At 71.8% G+C, this 17,301-nt stretch carries 15 protein-coding genes; 2 read left to right on the top strand and 13 right to left on the bottom strand.

What is annotated here, in order from left to right; translation table 11 throughout:
- Window positions 1-77: 77 nt before the first annotated feature.
- From AB0I91_RS16200 to AB0I91_RS16175, 6 genes are all read right to left on the bottom strand, one after another.
- Window positions 78-794, bottom strand: a complete 717-nt coding sequence (locus AB0I91_RS16200; protein WP_498774738.1) for a DivIVA domain-containing protein — start codon at window positions 792-794, stop codon at window positions 78-80.
- Window positions 795-881: 87 nt separating this feature from the next.
- A complete protein-coding gene (locus AB0I91_RS16195) occupies window positions 882-1,310 on the bottom strand; it encodes a guanyl-specific ribonuclease (protein ID WP_498774740.1) in 429 nt (142 codons plus the stop codon).
- A 65-nt stretch (window positions 1,311-1,375) separates the two neighbouring features.
- Window positions 1,376-1,858, bottom strand: coding sequence for a pantetheine-phosphate adenylyltransferase (coaD, locus tag AB0I91_RS16190; protein ID WP_498774742.1), 483 nt, complete (start codon window positions 1,856-1,858; stop codon window positions 1,376-1,378).
- A 54-nt stretch (window positions 1,859-1,912) separates the two neighbouring features.
- On the bottom strand, window positions 1,913-2,479 hold the full coding sequence (gene rsmD / locus AB0I91_RS16185) for a 16S rRNA (guanine(966)-N(2))-methyltransferase RsmD (protein ID WP_499637326.1): 567 nt from the start codon (window positions 2,477-2,479) through the stop codon (window positions 1,913-1,915).
- A 4-nt stretch (window positions 2,480-2,483) separates the two neighbouring features.
- Window positions 2,484-3,572: an MBL fold metallo-hydrolase gene (locus AB0I91_RS16180; protein ID WP_499606950.1), complete on the bottom strand. Its 1,089-nt coding sequence runs from the start codon at window positions 3,570-3,572 to the stop codon at window positions 2,484-2,486.
- Between the two features lie 361 nt (window positions 3,573-3,933).
- The gene (locus tag AB0I91_RS16175) at window positions 3,934-7,311 is read right to left on the bottom strand and encodes a pyruvate carboxylase (protein WP_499606953.1); all 3,378 of its coding nucleotides are present in this window, start codon (window positions 7,309-7,311) and stop codon (window positions 3,934-3,936) included.
- A gap of 456 nt (window positions 7,312-7,767) precedes the next feature.
- Between AB0I91_RS16175 and AB0I91_RS16170 the strand changes: the two genes are divergently transcribed.
- Window positions 7,768-9,108, top strand: a complete 1,341-nt coding sequence (locus tag AB0I91_RS16170) for a hypothetical protein (RefSeq protein ID WP_499637324.1) — start codon at window positions 7,768-7,770, stop codon at window positions 9,106-9,108.
- 61 nt (window positions 9,109-9,169) lie between these two features.
- On the opposite strand, the gene AB0I91_RS16165 is transcribed toward AB0I91_RS16170, so the two are convergent.
- The 3 genes from AB0I91_RS16165 to AB0I91_RS16155 form a co-directional block, all read right to left on the bottom strand.
- Window positions 9,170-9,979: an SCO4651 family lipoprotein gene (locus AB0I91_RS16165; RefSeq protein WP_499606958.1), complete on the bottom strand. Its 810-nt coding sequence runs from the start codon at window positions 9,977-9,979 to the stop codon at window positions 9,170-9,172.
- A 212-nt stretch (window positions 9,980-10,191) separates the two neighbouring features.
- Entirely contained in the window at window positions 10,192-12,411 is a 2,220-nt protein-coding gene (recG, locus tag AB0I91_RS16160) for an ATP-dependent DNA helicase RecG (RefSeq protein ID WP_498774754.1), read from the bottom strand.
- Window positions 12,412-12,425: 14 nt separating this feature from the next.
- Complete coding sequence (locus AB0I91_RS16155) at window positions 12,426-14,018, bottom strand: DAK2 domain-containing protein (RefSeq protein WP_499637322.1); 1,593 nt, start codon at window positions 14,016-14,018, stop codon at window positions 12,426-12,428.
- Between the two features lie 145 nt (window positions 14,019-14,163).
- On the opposite strand from AB0I91_RS16155, the gene rpmB reads away from it, so the two are divergent.
- Window positions 14,164-14,355 carry a 50S ribosomal protein L28 gene (gene rpmB, locus AB0I91_RS16150; RefSeq protein ID WP_033437952.1) on the top strand — a complete coding sequence of 64 codons (192 nt, stop codon included), beginning with the start codon at window positions 14,164-14,166 and terminating at the stop codon, window positions 14,353-14,355.
- Between the two features lie 179 nt (window positions 14,356-14,534).
- On the opposite strand, the gene AB0I91_RS16145 is transcribed toward rpmB, so the two are convergent.
- From AB0I91_RS16145 to AB0I91_RS16130, 4 genes are read right to left on the bottom strand one after another with little or no spacing between them, the layout of a single operon-like run.
- A complete protein-coding gene (locus tag AB0I91_RS16145) occupies window positions 14,535-15,209 on the bottom strand; it encodes a uracil-DNA glycosylase (protein WP_498774758.1) in 675 nt (224 codons plus the stop codon).
- 14 nt (window positions 15,210-15,223) lie between these two features.
- Window positions 15,224-15,745, bottom strand: coding sequence for a gamma carbonic anhydrase family protein (locus tag AB0I91_RS16140; protein ID WP_230567739.1), 522 nt, complete (start codon window positions 15,743-15,745; stop codon window positions 15,224-15,226).
- Between the two features lie 16 nt (window positions 15,746-15,761).
- A complete protein-coding gene (locus AB0I91_RS16135; RefSeq protein WP_498774761.1) occupies window positions 15,762-16,232 on the bottom strand; it encodes a GNAT family N-acetyltransferase in 471 nt (156 codons plus the stop codon).
- A gap of 14 nt (window positions 16,233-16,246) precedes the next feature.
- On the bottom strand, window positions 16,247-17,212 hold the full coding sequence (locus AB0I91_RS16130; protein WP_498774763.1) for a thiamine-phosphate kinase: 966 nt from the start codon (window positions 17,210-17,212) through the stop codon (window positions 16,247-16,249).
- Window positions 17,213-17,301: the final 89 nt, after the last annotated feature.

Genomic DNA, 17,301 nt, shown 5'->3' with positions numbered 1-17,301 from the left:
CCACGACCAGCCGGTCAAGGGTACGGGACAACGGGCGTCCACGTGAAATCGGCTGGTCGGGGCGTCGTCCGGTCGGGTCATTCGTGGTAGTCGAACGGCGCCGCCGCGCTCGCGACGGCCGGGCCGCGCAGGTGCGAGCGACCCTTCCCGACGCTGCGCAGGGTGTGCGCGAGCAGGTCCTCGAAGTCGGCCAGCTTGCCGTCCACGTACGCGTCGCACTCGCTGCGCAGCCGGATCGCCTCCGTCTGGGCGGCGTCCAGCACGCGGGCGGCCTCGGCGTGCGCGGCCTGCACGACCTCGGTCCCGTCGACCAGGCGCGCCTGCTCCGCCCGGCCCTCCTCGATCGCGCGCTCGTAGTTGGCCCGGCCCGCCTGGACCATGCGGTCGGCCTCGGCGTGCGCCCGGCCCACCAGGTCCTCGTACTCCTGGCGGCCCGCGGAGACGGTGCGCTGCGCCTGGTCCTCGGCCTCGGCGACCATCCGCTCGGCCCGGGCCCGGGCCTCGGACAGCATCCGCTCGGCCTCGTGCTGCGCCTCGGCGACCATCCGCTCGGAGTCCGACCGCGCCTTGCTCAGCGCCTGGTCCGCGTCGTGCTGCGCCTTGCCGACCAGCTCGTCGCGGTGGTCGAGCACGTCCTGGGCGTCGTCCAGCTCCGCCGGGATGGCGTCGCGCACGTCGTCGAGGAGTTCGAGCACGTCGCCGCGCGGCACGACGCACCCGGAGGTCATCGGCACGCCACGCGCTTCCTCGACGATCGTGACCAGCTCGTCGAGGGCCTCGAACACCCGGTACACGTCACACTCCTCGCGCCCACAGCAGTACCCGTCCTAGTGTGCCCTGCCGATCTCTTCGCCGCCGGGAGATCGGCAGGGCGTGTCCGGCTAACGGGTGATGTCCACCAGGACGAAGCTCGCGTAGTGGTCCGACGTGTAGAAGTACAGCTTCGGGGTGGCGTTGCCGGTCACGATCCGCCGCGCGCCGCGGGTGGAGACCCCGGGCGTCTTGACCGTGTACTCCCGGTAGTAGCCGGTCGAGCACGCCGGGAGGATGCCCTCGCGGTTGTAGAAGGTCTGGTTGTCCTGCGGATACGGGTACGGCCCGCCCCGCTGGACCAACCTCACGGTGTCGGTCGCCTGGACGGGCAGGGCGGAGAGGGCGACCTTGCGGAAGCCGGACGTGTCACCGCAGGCGGCCTGCGCGACCGCGACCGACTCGGCCGCGACCGCCTGGGTCGAGGTGGTGAACGTGCCCGCGAGGACCAGCAGCAGGGAGAGCAGCACCTTCGCGGTGCGCGATGTGATCTCGCTCATGCCAGTGAACGCTAACCGCACCCAGCGACGAAGAGGCGGTCCTCAAGTTAACGGACCGTGACCGGTCAACGACCCTCTGCGCGCCTGGCCGTGAGCCGGTCCTTGATCGACGGCGGCACCAGGCTCGTCACGTCGCCGCCGTAGGTCGCCACGTCCTTGACCAGGGAGCTGGCCAGGAAGCTGTAGATCGGGTTCGTCGGCATGAACAGCGTCTCGACCCCGCTGAGCTGGTAGTTCATCTGCGCCATCTGCAGCTCGTAGTCGTAGTCGCTGACCGCGCGCAGGCCCTTGATGATGGCCTGGACGTCGTTCTCCCGGCAGTAGTCGACCAGCAGGCCGTGCCAGGAGTCGACGCGGACGTTCGGCCACTGCGAGGTGACCTCGCGCAGCATCTCCGTGCGCTCTTCCACCGAGAACAACGTCTTCTTGGTCTTGTTGATGAGCACGGCGACGACGACCTCGTCGTAGAGCTTCGCCGCTCTGCCGATGATGTCCAGGTGTCCGTTGGTGGCCGGGTCGTAGGAGCCGGGGCACACGGCACGCGTCATGGTTTCGGACGGTAGCACCCGATCGGACGCGTCCACTCCGGTGCGTGGTCGGCATCACCCGGAGGCGTCGACCTGTTCGGCCCAGTGCAGCGCCGTGTCGCCGTATCGCTTGCTGCGCAACGATTCCACCGGACTCGGCCAAATCGGTTCAGGACTGCGCGCGTCGCGTTCCACGACGATCAGCGACCCCGGTTTCGTCCAACCGTTCGTGACCAGCGACGCGAGGAGCCGGTTGAGCTGCCCGTCCGTCACCGCGTAGGGCGGATCGGCGAAGACGACGTCGCACGCCACCTCCGCCACACCGCCCACCACGGCCTCGGCGGTGCGGTTCACCACCGTCGCGCCGGGCAGCGCGACCACCTTGGCGTTGCTCTTCAGGACTTCGGCAGCCCGCTTGTCCGACTCCACGAACGTGGCGCTCACCGCACCCCGCGACAACGCCTCGAACCCGAGCGCCCCCGACCCCGCGTACAGGTCGAGCACCACCGCGCCGTCGAGGTCGAGCAGCGTCTCCAACGAGCTGAACAACGCCTCGCGAACCCGGTCGGAGGTGGGACGGGTACCCCTCGGCGGCACTTGCAGCCGGCGGCCACCGGCGGCGCCCGCGACAATCCTGGTCACCGGGTCATCGTCCCACCGCGAGCGCCTGCCACCACCCGTCGACCTCCGGCGGCTGCTCCACGTCGATCCGCTCGCCGGGCCGCGGCACGGCCAACGGCACCCCGTGCGCCTTCGCCTCGCGCCACACCCGGTCGACCGGCTCGGACCAGTCGTGGAACGCCAGGTTGAAGGTCGCCCAGTGCACCGGGATCAAGAGGCCACCCCGCACGTCCCGATGCGCCGTGACGCCTTCTTCCGGCGTCATGTGGATGTCCGGCCAACCAGGCCCGTAAGCACCGATCTGGATCAAAGAGGCGTCGAACGGACCGTGCTCCTCGCCGATCGCCCGATAACCGTCGAAGTAACCGGTGTCGCCGCTGTAGTAGACCCGGTGCGCCGGCCCCTTCAGAACCCACGACGCCCACAGCGTGTTGTCCCGCTGGAAGCCGCGGCCGGAGAAGTGCTGCGCCGCCGTGGCCACCAACGTGACGCCGGCCACCTCGTGCGACTCGTCCCAGTCCAGTTCCACGACCCGGTGCTCGGGCACGTCCCACCGGCGCAGGTGCGCCCCGATGCCGAGCGGCACCACGAACACCGCGTCCGTGTCCGCGGTCAACGCCCGCACCGTCGCCAGGTCGAGGTGGTCGTAGTGGTCGTGCGAGATCACCACCGCGTCCACCGGCCCCACCTCGGGCAACGAGTGCGGCACGGGGTGCAACCGACGCGGACCGACCACTTGCGACGGTGAGACCCGGTCACTCCACACGGGGTCGATCAACACCCGCGCCCCGTCGATCTCCACCAACGTCGACGCGTGCCCGTACCAGGTGATGTGCAACCCGTCCGCCGAACCAACGGTCGGCGGCACCAACGGCACCTCACCGACGGGCCGCCGCTGCTGCCCACCGAAGAACATCTCCCGCACGGTCCCCGCCGCGCCGTCCGGCATCGTCCGCGTGCTCGCCGCGTTGTGGAACTTCCCGTCGCGATACCGGGGCGACCGCCGCACCCGCTCCCCACCGGGCTTCCCACCCAACGCCAACGACACATCCCGCGCCGCCCAGGCAACAACACCGGCCGTGAGAGCGAACAACCCGACAGCGACCTTCTTCATGCCACGACCAACGCCGCCCCGAACCCCCCGGTTCCCCCGAACGCCCGATGTGGCCGCGAACACTCAAGCCCGCTCCGCTTTCCGCACATCGCGCCGGAACCACGGCCTCCGGAACCACGCCCGCCGCAACAGCTGATCCACCACCACAACGGACCCGGAACACCAGCACCTAGGCCCGATTTGACATGGGTTCGGGCGCCATAGGCTGGACGAAGCCGGGCAGGCTTGGCGGGTGCTTTTTCCGCCATGCCTGCCCGGCTTTGGCCTGCCTGGGGTGCCCGTAAGGGCCCCATGTCAAATCGAGCCGGAAGTGACTTGCCCGGCCCAGCCCAAACCCGAGCCGACCCCGAGCCGGCCCACCTCACTCCAGCACGATCAACAAATCCCCACCCTCGACCTGCTGCACCCCACGCACCGCGAGCCGCTTGACCCGCCCGGCCTTGGGCGCCGTGATCGCGGCCTCCATCTTCATCGCCTCGATCGTCGCGATCGTCTGCCCGACCTCGACCTGCTCGTCCTCCGCCACGCTGGGCGTGACGACCCCGGCGAACGGCGCCGCGACGTGCCCCGGGTTGCCCCGGTCCGCCTTCTCCGCCACGGGCACCTCGGCCGCGATCGACCGGTCGCGCACCTGGATCGGCCGCAACTGCCCGTTCAACGTCGCCATCACCGTGCGGATACCGCGCTCGTCCGCCTCACCGATGGCCTCCAGCCCGATCAGCAGCCGCACCCCGGGCTCCAGGTCGACCTGGTACTCCTCCCCCGGCTTGAGCCCGTAGAAGAAGTCCTTGCTGCCCAGCACACTCGTGTCGCCGTACGCCTCCCGGTGCGCCTGGAACTCCTTCGTCGGCGCCGGGAACAGCAACCTGTTGAGCGTCGCCCGCCGGTCGTGCTCCAAGCCCTTCAGGTCGTCGTCGGTCAGCTCCGCCACGCCCTTCGGCGCGGCACGCCCCTGCAACGCCTTGCTCCGGAACGGCTCCGGCCACCCGCCGGGCGGGTCGCCCAGCTCACCGTGCAGGAACCCGATCACCGACGCCGGGATGTCGAACCGACCCGGGTCCGCCTCGAACTCCTTCGGCGAGACACCCGCTCCGACCAGGTGCAACGCCAGGTCGCCCACCACCTTGGACGACGGCGTCACCTTCACCAACCGACCGAGCATCCGGTCGGCCGCCGCGTACATGGACTCGATCTCCTCGAACTTCTGCCCGAGCCCGAGCGCGACCGCCTGCGTCCGCAGGTTCGACAGCTGCCCACCGGGGATCTCGTGCGAGTACACCCGTCCCGTCGGACCGGGGATCCCCGACTCGAACGGCGCGTAGACCTTGCGCACCGACTCCCAGTACGGCTCCAGGTCGCACACCGCGCGCAGGTCCAGACCGGTCGCCCGGTCCGTGTAGTCCGTCGCCGCCACGATCGCCGACAACGGCGGCTGCGACGTCGTGCCCGCCATCGACGCCACCGCGCCGTCCACCGCGTCCACCCCGGACTGGATGGCCGCCAGGTAGGTGGCGAGCTGCCCACCCGCCGTGTCGTGCGTGTGCAGGTGCACCGGCAGGTCGAACTCCTTGCGCAGCGCCGTCACCAACCGCGCCGCCGCCGGCGGGCGCAGCAGGCCCGCCATGTCCTTCACCGCGAGGACGTGCGCACCGGCGCCCACGATCTGCTCGGCCAGCTTGAGGTAGTAGTCGAGCGTGTAGATCCGCTCGTCCGGGTTCGAGAGGTCCGAGGTGTAGCACAGGCACACCTCGGCCAGCGCCGTGCCGGTCTCGCGCACCGCCTCGATCGCCGGCCGCATCTGCTCCACGTCGTTGAGCGCGTCGAAGATCCGGAAGATGTCGATACCCGTCTTCGTCGCTTCCTCGACGAACGCGCTGGTCACCGCCTCGGGGTACGGCGTGTAGCCCACCGTGTTCCGGCCGCGCAGCAGCATCTGCAGCGTGATGTTCGGCACCGCCTCGCGCAGCGCCGCCAGCCGCTCCCACGGGTCCTCGGCCAGGAACCGCAGCGCCACGTCGTACGTCGCGCCGCCCCACGCCTCCAACGACAGCAGCTGCGGCGCCATCCGCGCCACGTGCGGCGCGATCGCCAACAGGTCCTTCGTCCGCACCCGCGTCGCCAACAACGACTGGTGCGCGTCGCGGAACGTGGTGTCGGTGACGGCCAGCGCCTTGCTCTCCCGCAGCCAGCGGGCGAAGCCCTCCGGCCCCAGCTCGTCCAGCTTCTGCTTCGACCCCGCCGGCGGCTCGGCGTTCAGGTCGACCACCGGCAGCTTCACCCTCGGGTCCACGACGGACGGGCGCGGGCCGTTCGGCTTGTTCACCGTCACGTCGGCCAGGTAGGTCAGCATCCGCGTGCCGCGGTCGGCGGAGTGCCGCGCCGTCAGCAGGTGGGGGCGCTTCTCGATGAACGACGTCGTGACCCGGCCCTCGAAGAAGTCCGGGTCGTCCAGCACCGCCTGGATGAACGGGATGTTCGTGGACACGCCGCGGATGCGGAACTCGGCCACCGCGCGCCGCGCGCGGGCCACCGCGGCGGAGAACGTCCGGCCGCGGCACGACAGCTTGACCAGCATCGAGTCGAAGTGCGCGCCGATGACCGTGCCCGCGCCGGTCGTGCCGCCGTCCAGCCGGATGCCCGAGCCGCCCGGCGAGCGGTAGGCGCTGATCATGCCGGTGTCCGGGCGGAAGCCGTTGGCCGGGTCCTCCGTGGTGATGCGGCACTGCAGGGCCGCGCCGCGCAGCTGCACGGTCTCCTGGCTCAGGCCGAGGTCGTCCAGCGTCTCGCCGCTCGCGATGCGCATCTGCGACTGCACCAGGTCGACGTCGGTGACCTCTTCGGTGACCGTGTGCTCGACCTGGATGCGGGGGTTCATCTCGATGAAGACGTAGTTGCCGTTCGGGTCGAGCAGGAACTCGACGGTGCCGGCGTTGCGGTAGCCGATGTGCCGGGCGAACTTGACGGCGTCGGCGCAGATCCGGTCGCGCAGCCCGGGGTCCAGGTTCGGCGCGGGCGCGATCTCGATGACCTTCTGGTGGCGGCGCTGCACCGAGCAGTCGCGCTCGAACAGGTGGATCACGTTGCCCTCGCCGTCGGCGAGGATCTGCACCTCGATGTGCCGCGGCTCGACCACGGCCTGCTCCAGGAACACCGTCGGGTCGCCGAACGCCGACTCCGCCTCGCGTGACGCGGCTTCCAGGGCTTCCCGGAGCGCGGCGGGGGCTTCCACCCGCCGCATGCCGCGCCCGCCACCGCCCGCGACGGCCTTCACGAAGACCGGGAACGCGATGTCCTCGGCGGCCCGGACCAGGGCGTCGATGTCGCTGGACGGCTCGCTGGACTTGAGCACCGGCAGGCCGGCGGCACGGGCCGCGGCGATCGCGCGCGCCTTGTTGCCGGTCAGCTCGAGCACGTCCGAGGGCGGGCCGACGAACGTGATGCCGGCGTCCGCGCAGGCCTTGGCCAGCTCGGGGTTCTCGGAGAGGAACCCGTAGCCGGGGTAGACCGCGTCGGCGCCCGCCTTGCGCGCCGCCTTGATGATCTCCTCGACGGACAGGTAGGCCCGGACGGGGTGGCCGGGCTCGCCGATCTCGTACGACTCGTCGGCCTTCAGCCGGTGCAGGGAGTTGCGGTCCTCGTGGGGGAAGACGGCAACCGTGCCGGCGCCCAGTTCGTAGGCAGCGCGAAAGGCCCGGATCGCGATCTCGCCGCGGTTGGCGACAAGAACCTTGCGGAACATGCGGCGTTCCCTCCCGGTTACTCGGCGAGTCCCGCCCGAGCGCGGGCGGGACTCGATGAATCAAGGCACGCTACCGTGCGCTTCCCGCCCCTCGGGAGTTCCATCCCACGTGACGGACGTCATCGTGATCGGTCACTCCTCCGGTCAAGGCGGGCGCGACCTGGGATCACGCCCCGGGATTCTCCCTTGCGAGGTCGCGCGGCGCAGCCCCCACGCGTGCGGCGGATTGACGTCCGCGCGGCGGGACCCATACCCCACCGCCCGCCGACCGGCGTTCGCCCCGCACGGTGGATCACCGACTCGTTACGGTGCGTTCGCTGCATCGGGTGACTACGGGCGGCGACTTCTCGGTAGGGTTGGCCCATGGCCGGGGCTGAAGGGACTGGGCAGCCTGCTGCCCGCACCCATTTCGACGTCGTACTGCGCGGGTACAACCAGCGTCAGGTGAACGAACGGGTGACGCGGCTCGAGTTCGACCTCAAGAACTCGAACCGGGCCCGGGAAGCGGCGTCGGCCCAGGTCGCGGAGCTGGGCAAACTGCTCAACTCCACCCGCGCCGAGCTCGACAAGGTCAAGTCCCAGCTGGGCAAGCTGGCCGCGAGCCCTTCCAGCGCGTCCAACGTCACCGAGCGCGTGCGCGTGATGATGACGTTGGCCGAGGAGGAGATCGCCGACATCCGCAAGGCCGCGCTCGACCAGGCCAACGCCACCCGCGCCGAGGCCGAGCGGGCGGCGGCCGAGGGCAAGGCGGCGCACCACCGCGCGATGGGCGAGCTGGAGGACCGGCGGCGGCAGCTGGAGGCCGCCCACCAGCAGCGGACCACCGAGCTGGAGCGGCAGTTCGACGAGCGCCGGGCCGAGCTGGAGCGCTCCCACGAGGAGCTGCGGGCCAAGCTGACCGCCGAGCACGAGGCGTTGATGGCGGAGTCCCGCGCCGACCGCGAGAAGCTCACCGGGGAGTTCGAGGCCAAGACCGCCGAGCTCGAGGCGAAGCGGGTCGAGCTGGAGCAGAAGTACAAGGGCTACCACGACGACCTCGACAAGGAGTACGACGAGCTGCGCACCAAGCTCCGCAAGGAGCACGAGGTGCACGTGGTCGAGGCCAAGGCCGAGGCCGCGAAGCTCCTCGAAGCCGCTCAGGCCGAGGCGGCGGCGCTGCGCGCGGAGACCGAGAAGCAGGTCGCCGAGCTGGAGTCCGAGGCGCTGGCCAAGGCGGAGAAGGCGGTGAGCGAGGCGAACGCCCTCGCCGAGAAGACCGTCACCGAGGCGAACGCGCTCGCCGAGAAGACCATCTCCGAAGCCGACGCCCGCGCCGAGCAGACGGTCACCGAAGCCGACGCCCACGCGAAGAAGACCATCACCGAGGCCGACGCCCACGCCGACCGCCGCACCACGGCGGCCGACGAGAAGCTGGCCGAGCTGCACCGCGTGCACCGCGCGTTGAGCGAGCAGTTCGCCGCGGCGCAGGAAGCGGTGTCCCTGGCGGTGGCCACGCTCACCCCGCTGGACGAGGAAGCCGCGGCCGACGACCAACCCGCCGACGCGGCCGCCGACCGTGCCGCCGACAAGGCGACCAACACCGCCGACGCCGGCGACGCGCCGACCAAACCGGCGACCCCCAAGCCCGTGCCCGCCAAGCCCGCCGGCCCGAAGCCCGCCGACAGCAAGCCGGCCGACACCAGGCCTCCCCACCCCAAGCCGGCCGACGGCAAGCCCGCCACCAAGGCCAAGGACGTCGACCCGTCGGAGCAGCCGACCACCCAGCTGCCGGTACCCAAGGGCAGGCAGTCCAAGTAGGTCCGCGCCCCCGCTCACAGGGACAGCTGGTTACCGGGACAGCTGGTTACCGGGCAGCCGGCTACTGAGGCAGCTGGTCGGCCGGCACGACCTCACCCGGCGCCGGCACGGTGATCTCGACCGGCTCGCCCCACCCGCGGAACCGGGTGGTCGACTGCTTCACGACCTTGCCGTCCAGCTCGAACCGGTACTCGGCCCGCACCGGCGCGCTGGTGTCGTCCACCCACACCGAGGCCGAGATCGTCACCCCGTACTCGGCCAGCTGGGTGTGCTGCAGCTGGATGTCCTGGTCCTCGATGACCTTCGCCATCTTCAACGCGTCGACCACCAGGTCGAACCGCGTCGTCGGCACGCCGTCCACCTGCTCGGAGGACCGGCCCACGATCAACGCCGCCCGCGGCTGCACGTAGTCCAGCTCCGCGCCCGGCGTCGCGCTCGGCCCGAAGCCGCGCAGCAACGCGGACACCTCGCCACCGCTCGCCGACGGGTAGAAGCCCCACTTCTTGCCCGCGGGCATCGGCGCGCCCTCGACCTGCACGTACGTGCCGTCGCGCACGAGCACCAGCGCGATCTTCTTCGGCTGACCGCCGGTCGACACGTCCATCGTCATCGAGCCGGTCACGCCGTCGCCGTCACGCCTCAGCGTGCCGTCCACCACGTTGCGCACCTCGGTGGCCTGCCCGTCCGAGGCGAAATTCTCGGTGTGGAACGTCGCCGTGCCCAGCTCCGCCTGCCGTTGCCCGATGCGTTCGGCGAGGACCGCCAGATCGCCCTTGGGCAGCGAGGACGTGGTCGGGGCCTGGTCACCGGCGGGCGCCGCCGTGCAGGCGACGAGCACCAACGGAACCAGGGCGAGCAGGAATCGGCGCACAAGCCAGGGTAACCAACAGGCCGGCCGGCCCTTCCCCACGCACCCGCACCGGGTCGACCAGTCGTCCGAACCCCGAGCCGACTCGGTCCCCGGACACCGGGCCACCCGCCACCGCCCAGCCCACCGACCCCCGGCCGCCCAGCCCACCGACCACCCGGCCACCGGCCAGCCCACCGGCCCACCGACCACCGACCACCCGACCACCGAGCGGCCTACGCCTTCTCCAGGTACTCCGCCCGCTCGTCGTCCAACAACCCCGCCACGAGCCCGGCCAACCCCGGGTTCCCGGTCAGCTCCGGGTCCGCCTCCACGACCTCCTGCGCCACCACCCGGGCCTCGGCGATCACGTCCTCGTCGCGCAGCAGCGACAGCATCTTCAGCCCCGACCGCTTCCCGGACTGCGCCGCGCCGAGGATGTCGCCCTCGCGCCGCAGCTCCAGGTCGAGCTGCGCCAGCTCGAAACCATCCAAAGTGGACTCCACCGCCCGCAGCCGCTCCATCGTCGACGTGCCGTCGGGCATCTCGGTGACCAGCAGGCACAGCCCCGGCGCGCTGCCCCGCCCGACCCGTCCGCGCAGCTGGTGCAGCTGGCTGACCCCGAACCGGTCGGCATCCATGATCACCATGACGGTGGCGTTGGGCACGTTCACGCCGACCTCGACCACGGTCGTGGCGACGAGCACCTGCACCTCGTTCGCCGCGAACGCCCGCATCACGGCGTCCTTGTCCTCCGGTGCCATCCGGCCGTGCAGGATGTCGATCCGCAGCCCGCGCAACGGCCCCTCGGCCAGCTTGTTCGCCACGTCCACCACCGCGAGCGGCGGCCGGCGGTCGGAGCCGTCGTCCTTCGGCGAGCCCTTGGCGGACTCCTTGCCCGGCCCTTCTTTCGGGGGGACCTCCCCGTCGTCCTCCGCTTCGCCGTCGCCGATGCGCGGGCACACCACGTACACCTGGTGGCCCTTGCCGACCTCCTCGTGGATCCGCTGCCAGGCCCGGTCCAGCCAGCCCGGCTTCTGGGCCACGGGCACCACGGACGTGCTGATCGGCGAACGCCCCTGCGGCAGCTCGCGCAGCGCGGACACCTCCAGGTCGCCGTACACCGTCATCGCCACCGTGCGCGGGATCGGCGTGGCGGTCATCACCAGCACGTGCGGCGTCGACCCGCCCGCGCGCCCGCTCAGCGCGGCCCGCTGCTCCACGCCGAACCGGTGCTGCTCGTCCACCACGACCAGCCCCAGGTCCGCGAACTCGACCTTGTCCTGGATCAACGCGTGCGTGCCGACCACGATCCCGGCCTCGCCGGACACGATCTCCAGCAACGCCCGCTTCCGGGCCGCCGTCGCCATCGACCCGGTCAGCAGCGTCACCCGCGTCGCGTGCTCGGCCCCGCCCAGCTCACCTGCCTGCCCGAGGTCGCCGAGCAACTCGCGCAACGACCGCGCGTGCTGGGCCGCGAGCACCTCGGTCGGCGCGAGCATCGCCGCCTGCCGCCCGGCGTCGACGACCTGCAACATCGCCCGCAGCGCCACTATCGTCTTGCCCGAGCCGACCTCTCCTTGCAGCAGCCGGTTCATCGGGTGCTCGCCGGACAGGTCCCGGACGATCTGCTCGCCGACCTCGCGCTGCCCCGCCGTCAGCTCGAACGGCAGCCGCGCCTCGAACGCGTCGCGCACCAGGCCGTCCCGGGGCGGGCACGCGGGCGCGGGACGGGCCGTCGCCGAACGGCGGCGCTGCGCCAGCGTCAGCTGGACCGCCAGCGCCTCGTCCCACTTCAACCGCTGCTGCGCGACGGTGATCGCGGCCCAGCCGTCCGGCCGGTGGATGTCGCGCAGCGCCTTCTCCAGCCCGATCAGCCCGCGCTCGGCCCGCAACGACTCCGGCAGCGGGTCGTCCGCCACCCCGTCCCACACCGCGAGGACCTGCTCGACGCAGTTGGAGACGTTCCACGACTGGATGCCCTGCGCCGCCGGGTAGACCGGGATCATCGCCCCGGCGAAGTCCGCCGCCGCCACGCCCTCGCCGTCGAGCACCTGGTAGTCGGGGTGCGCGAGCTGGAGCTTGCCGTTGAACATGCCGACCTTGCCCGCGAACATCGCCTCGCGCCCCGGCAGCAGCTCCCGCTCGACCTTGCGCGAGCCGCGCCCGAAGAACACCAGGTGCAGGTCGCTGGTGCCGTCGGTGATCACGGCCTCCAGCAGCTCGCCGCTGCGCGACTTCATCCGCCGCTGCCGCGCGCTCTTGACCCGCGCCTGCACGGTGACGTGCTCGCCCAGCTCCAGCCCGGCGATCTCGGTCAGCTTGCCGCGCTCGTCGTACCGGCGCGGGTAGTGGCGCAGCAGCTCGCCGACGGTGGTCAGGCCGAGCCCTGCCTCCAGCGCGTCGGCGCTCTTCTTGCCGAGCACCGACACCAGCTTCTCGTCGAAGGTCGTCATCCCGGCCTATTCAACTACTCGACACCGACAGTCAGCAGCGCGTCGCGCTGCCCGCCCGGGTACGCGGCGAGCTCGACCTCCGGGTGGGCGACGCGCAGGTGATCTTCCAGCACCCGCTCGACGCCGTCCGGGGCGGCCCGTCCCCACAGCACGGTGACCAGCTCGCCGCCGCTGGCGAGCATCCGGTCGACCAGCCGGCACGCCAGCGCGCCCACGCCGGCCGGGTCGGGCTCGATCAGCACGACCTCGCCGTCCACCATGCCGAGCAGGTCGCCGGGACGGCACCGGCCGACCCAGGTGATCGCCTCCCGGTCGGACACCGCGACCTCGCCGCGCCGGGTGGCCGCCGCCGCCTCGGCCATGGCCACCACGTCGTCACCGGCGCGCCGGGACGGCGAGTGCACGGCCAGCGCCGCCAGCGCCTGCACCGGCGAGAACGTCGGCACGACCACGACGTCCTGACCTGCGGCGACGGCCTGCGTGACGGCCTCGTCCAGCGGTTCGCGCCACGTCGGGTCGCCGGGCAGCACGGTCACCTGCCGCGCCCGCGTGCCCACCACCACGGCCAGCAGGTCGGCCGCCGTCACCTCGTCACCGGGCTCGAACACCACCGCGCCCTCGGACCGGAACAGCTCCGCCGCGCCCTCGCCCTCGACCAGCACGACGATCGCCCGGTCGCGCACGAACCGCGGGGCCTGGGCGGCGATCTGGTCGGCGAAGCGCGCCACCGTGATCCGGTGCGGCCGGCCGGCCCGGATGCCCGCCTCCACCGCCGCGCCGATGTCGTTGCAGTGCACGTGCACGGTCCACAGCGCGTCGCCGTCGCCGACCACGGACACGCAGTCGCCGATGGCCGTCAGCTCGGCCTTCAGCGCCTCCACGTCCGGCGAGCCGTCCAGCAGGTACATGACCTCGTACTCGAACTCCGCCGACCCGGCCTCCCGAGCGGTGGTCAGCGGCTCGCGCGGCACCGTGGCGACGACCGGCACGTCCTCGACGACCCGCCCGGTGATCACCGCCGCCAACGTGTCCAGCAGCACGACCAACCCCCGCCCGCCCGCGTCGACCACACCGGCCCGGGCCAGCGCGGCCAGCTGGCGCGGTGTGTCGGCCAACGCCTCGGCGCCCGCCTTCGCCGCGACCGTGACCACCTCGTCCAGGTCGTCGGACGCGCAGTCGCGGGCCGCCTCGGCCGCCGCGTGCAGCACGGAGAGCACCGTGCCCGCGACCGGCTCCGAGACCGCGGCGGTGGCCAGTTCGTCGGCCCGCCACAACGCCCGCCGCAACGACGCTCCGGACGCCGTGGAGGCGCCTTGAGCGGCCTCCGCCAGGCCGCGCAGCACCTGCGACAGGATCACCCCGGAGTTGCCCCGCGCACCGGCCAGCGCACCCCGCGCGAGCGCGCCCAACGCCGCGCCGACCGTGTCCACGGGTGTCCTGAGCAGCGCGTCCAACGCCGAGCGCATCGTCTGGAGCAGGTTGGTCCCAGTGTCGCCGTCCGGCACGGGGAACACGTTGATGCGATCGATGTCCTCCCGGTGGGCGTCCAGGGACCGAACGCAGGCGTCCGCCCACTGGCGCACCGCGACCGCATCGAGAGCCTGCATGCCGGCGAGGGTATTCGACCCGGTTTGGTGGCAGAACGCGCCACCGGCTACCCTGTCTGGGTTGCCATGCCCGGCTGAGGCTTGTGCACGCTTGCGCGCCCGCCGGGGCGTGAGTATCGATCAGGAACCTTAAGGAGTGGCTGACGTGGCTGCCGTGTGCGACGTCTGTGGCAAGGGGCCGGGCTTCGGCCATTCTGTCTCGCACTCCCACCGGAAGACGAACCGCCGGTGGAACCCGAACATTCAGACCGTGCGCGCGAAGGTTTCCTCTTCGACGCGGCAGCGGCTGAACGTGTGCACCTCGTGCCTGAAGGCGGGCAAGGTGGTGCGCGGCTGATGACCCGCGCCTGAGCTTGGCGAAAGGCCCCCGGAACCACGTTCCGGGGGCCTTTCGGCGTCTGGGGGCCGTTCTTCGCGGGCTTGGGGCCACCGAGCACGTGCGGGAGACGTCCGCGCTCCAGTCGGCGACCCGTCCACGGCCGGCGTCACCGGCCGTGGCGGAAACCCGGCGGCGGGCTAGGGCAGCTTCCAGTCGATCGGCTCGGCGCCCTGCTTCACCAGCAACTCGTTGGCCTTGCTGAACGGCCGCGAGCCGAAGAAGCCGCCCGCCGCGGACAGCGGGCTCGGGTGGACCGACTCCACGCAGCGGTCGGCGCCCAGCAGCGGCTTGAGGGCGCGCGCCTGGCTGCCCCACAGGATCGCGACCAGCGGCGCGTCCCGCTCGGCCAGCGCCTTGATCGCCTGCTCGGTCACCGGCTCCCAGCCCTTGTTGCGGTGGGAGTTGGACTTGCCCGGCTGCACCGTCAGCGCCCGGTTGAGCAGCAGCACGCCGCGCTCGGTCCACGGGGTCAGGTCGCCGTTGGCGGGCTTGGGGTGGCCCAGGTCGGCCACGTACTCGGTGTAGATGTTGATCAGGCTCTTCGGGATGGGCCGGGTCTCCGGCGACACCGAGAAGCTCAGCCCGACCGCGTGCCCCGGCGTCGGGTACGGGTCCTGGCCGACGATCAGCACCCGGACGGAGTGGAACGGCTGCTGGAACGCCCGCAGGACGTTCTCCCCGGCGGGCAGGTATGTCCGCCCCGCGGCCACCTCCGCCCGCAGGAACTCGCCCATCGCGGCGATGCGATCGGCCACGGGCGCGAGTGCCGCGGCCCAGCCGGCTTCCATGATCTCCTCAAGCGGACGTGCCACGGCGGGACCCTACCTCAGTCCAGGCGTCGCAGTTCCTTGCGGTACAGCAAGATGTTGTTCACGTACTTGTCCACGGCGAACTGCCAGGCGCCGTCCGGCACGACGTACCCCTCGCGCACGCGGGCGGGCACGCCGAGCGCCATCGACCGGGCGGGCACGTGGCCCTCGAACGACACCACCGCGCCCGCGCCGACGATCGCGCCGGTCTCCACCACGGACCCGTTGAGCACCACCGACCCCGAGGCGATCAGGCACCGGTCGGCGATGGTCGCGCCCTCGATGTGCACGTTGTGCCCGACGACGCACTCCGCGCCGATCAGCGTCGGGTGGACCTCGGTGCAGTGCACGACCGTGCCGTCCTGGATCGACGTCCGCGCGCCGACCTCGATGCGCCCGTAGTCGCCGCGCAGCACGGCCTGCGGCCACACCGACGCGTGCGCGCCGATCCGCACGTCGCCGATCACCGTCGCGTCGGGGTGCACGTAGGCGTCCGGGTGGATCACCGGCTCGAAGTCACCCAACGCGTAGATCGCCATGCGGTCCTCCCGGCCCTCAGAGATCCTTCGCGAAGCAAAGGCTTTCGGGATCATCCCGGTAGACGCCGAAGTTGTCGATGCGCGCGTATCCATTGGCCTGGTACAGCCCGATCGCCTCGGGCTGGCGCAACCCGGTCTCCAGCACCATGCGCCTGCGCCCGACCGCCCGGGCCGCCGTCTCCAGCGACGTCAGCACGATCCGCGCCAGTCCGCGCCCGCGCAGCGCTTCGCCCACGTACATGCGCTTGATCTCGGCGTCGCCGGGGCGCAACGAGTGCTTGGCCACGTCGTGCGCCCGCCACCCGCCGCACGCCACCGGCACGCCGTCGAGGTACCCGACCACGAAGTGCCCCAGCGGCGCGGCGAACTCGGCCGGGTCGACCGGCGTGACGTCGCCCTCGCCGTAGCGGTCCACGTAGACCTGCTGGAGGTCGGCGATCAGCTTGACCGAGTCTGGATGGTCATACGCGAGCGTGCATAGTTCCACAAACGTGAGGCTACCTAGCGCCAGTGCTCCCAGCCAGGGGGTTTCTCGTACGCGCGCCCGTCGACGGTCACGCCGCTGCCGTGCCGGACCGTGCCGATCGTGCGCCAGCCCTCGGGAACGGCCCCCGGTTCGGGGAACGTCGCCGCCAGCGCGTGATCCTCGCCACCGGTCAGCGCCCAGTGCCGCGCGTCCGCCCCGAGCGCCGCCGCGACGTCGATCAGCCGCGGGTGGACCTCCAGCAGTTCCGTGCGGATGTCGATGCCGATGCCCGACTCGTCCGCGATGTGCCCCAGGTCGGCCAGCAGGCCGTCCGACACGTCGATCATCGCCGTGGCGCCCGCCGCGGCGGCCTGGGGCCCGGCCTCGTAAGGGGGTTCGGGGTTCCGCTGCGCGCCGACGACCGCGACCGGCGACCGGAACCCGCGCTGCAGCACGGCCAACCCGCCCGCCGCCCAGCCGAGCCGTCCGCAGACCGCGACGACATCACCCACTTGTGCGCCTGAACGGGTGACGGGCTCCAACCCGCCCATGTCACCCATCGCGGTAACGGAGATCACCAGTGTCGCGGACGACACCATGTCGCCGCCCACCACTCCGGCGCCCGCGACGGTCGCCTCCTGCCACAGCCCGGCGGTGATCCCCTCCACCACGGAGGACGGCGTGTCGGCCGGGCACGCGAGGCCGATCAGCAGGGCCGTCGGCATCGCGCCCATGGCCACCACGTCGGCCAGGTTCACGGCCGCCGCCTTGCGCCCCACCTGCTCGGGAGACGACCAGTCGAGTCTGAAGTGGACACCTTCGACCAGCACGTCGGTGGACACCACCACGCGGCCGTCGGGCGCCGCGACCACAGCCGCGTCGTCACCCGGCCCGAGCAGGGTGGTGGGCGGCTGCGTCCGACCTGCCGTCACCCGGCGGATGAGACCGAACTCACCCACCTCAGCGACCGTGTCCGCGTTGCGCGGCGGCTCCGGACGCAAGATTGCCTCCCGTTCTGAGCATTCGGAACCCCAACTGGGGTACGTTGCTGTGCACGTTCCTACCCCGACCTAACCTGTCGCGACGAAGG

It is taken from the genome of Actinosynnema sp. NPDC049800, assembly GCF_040656635.1.
In the GTDB taxonomy this organism is placed as follows: Bacteria; Actinomycetota; Actinomycetes; order Mycobacteriales; family Pseudonocardiaceae; genus Actinosynnema.
The sequence above is the reverse complement of the archived record's forward strand: the minus strand, read 5'-3'. Positions and strand labels throughout refer to the sequence as shown.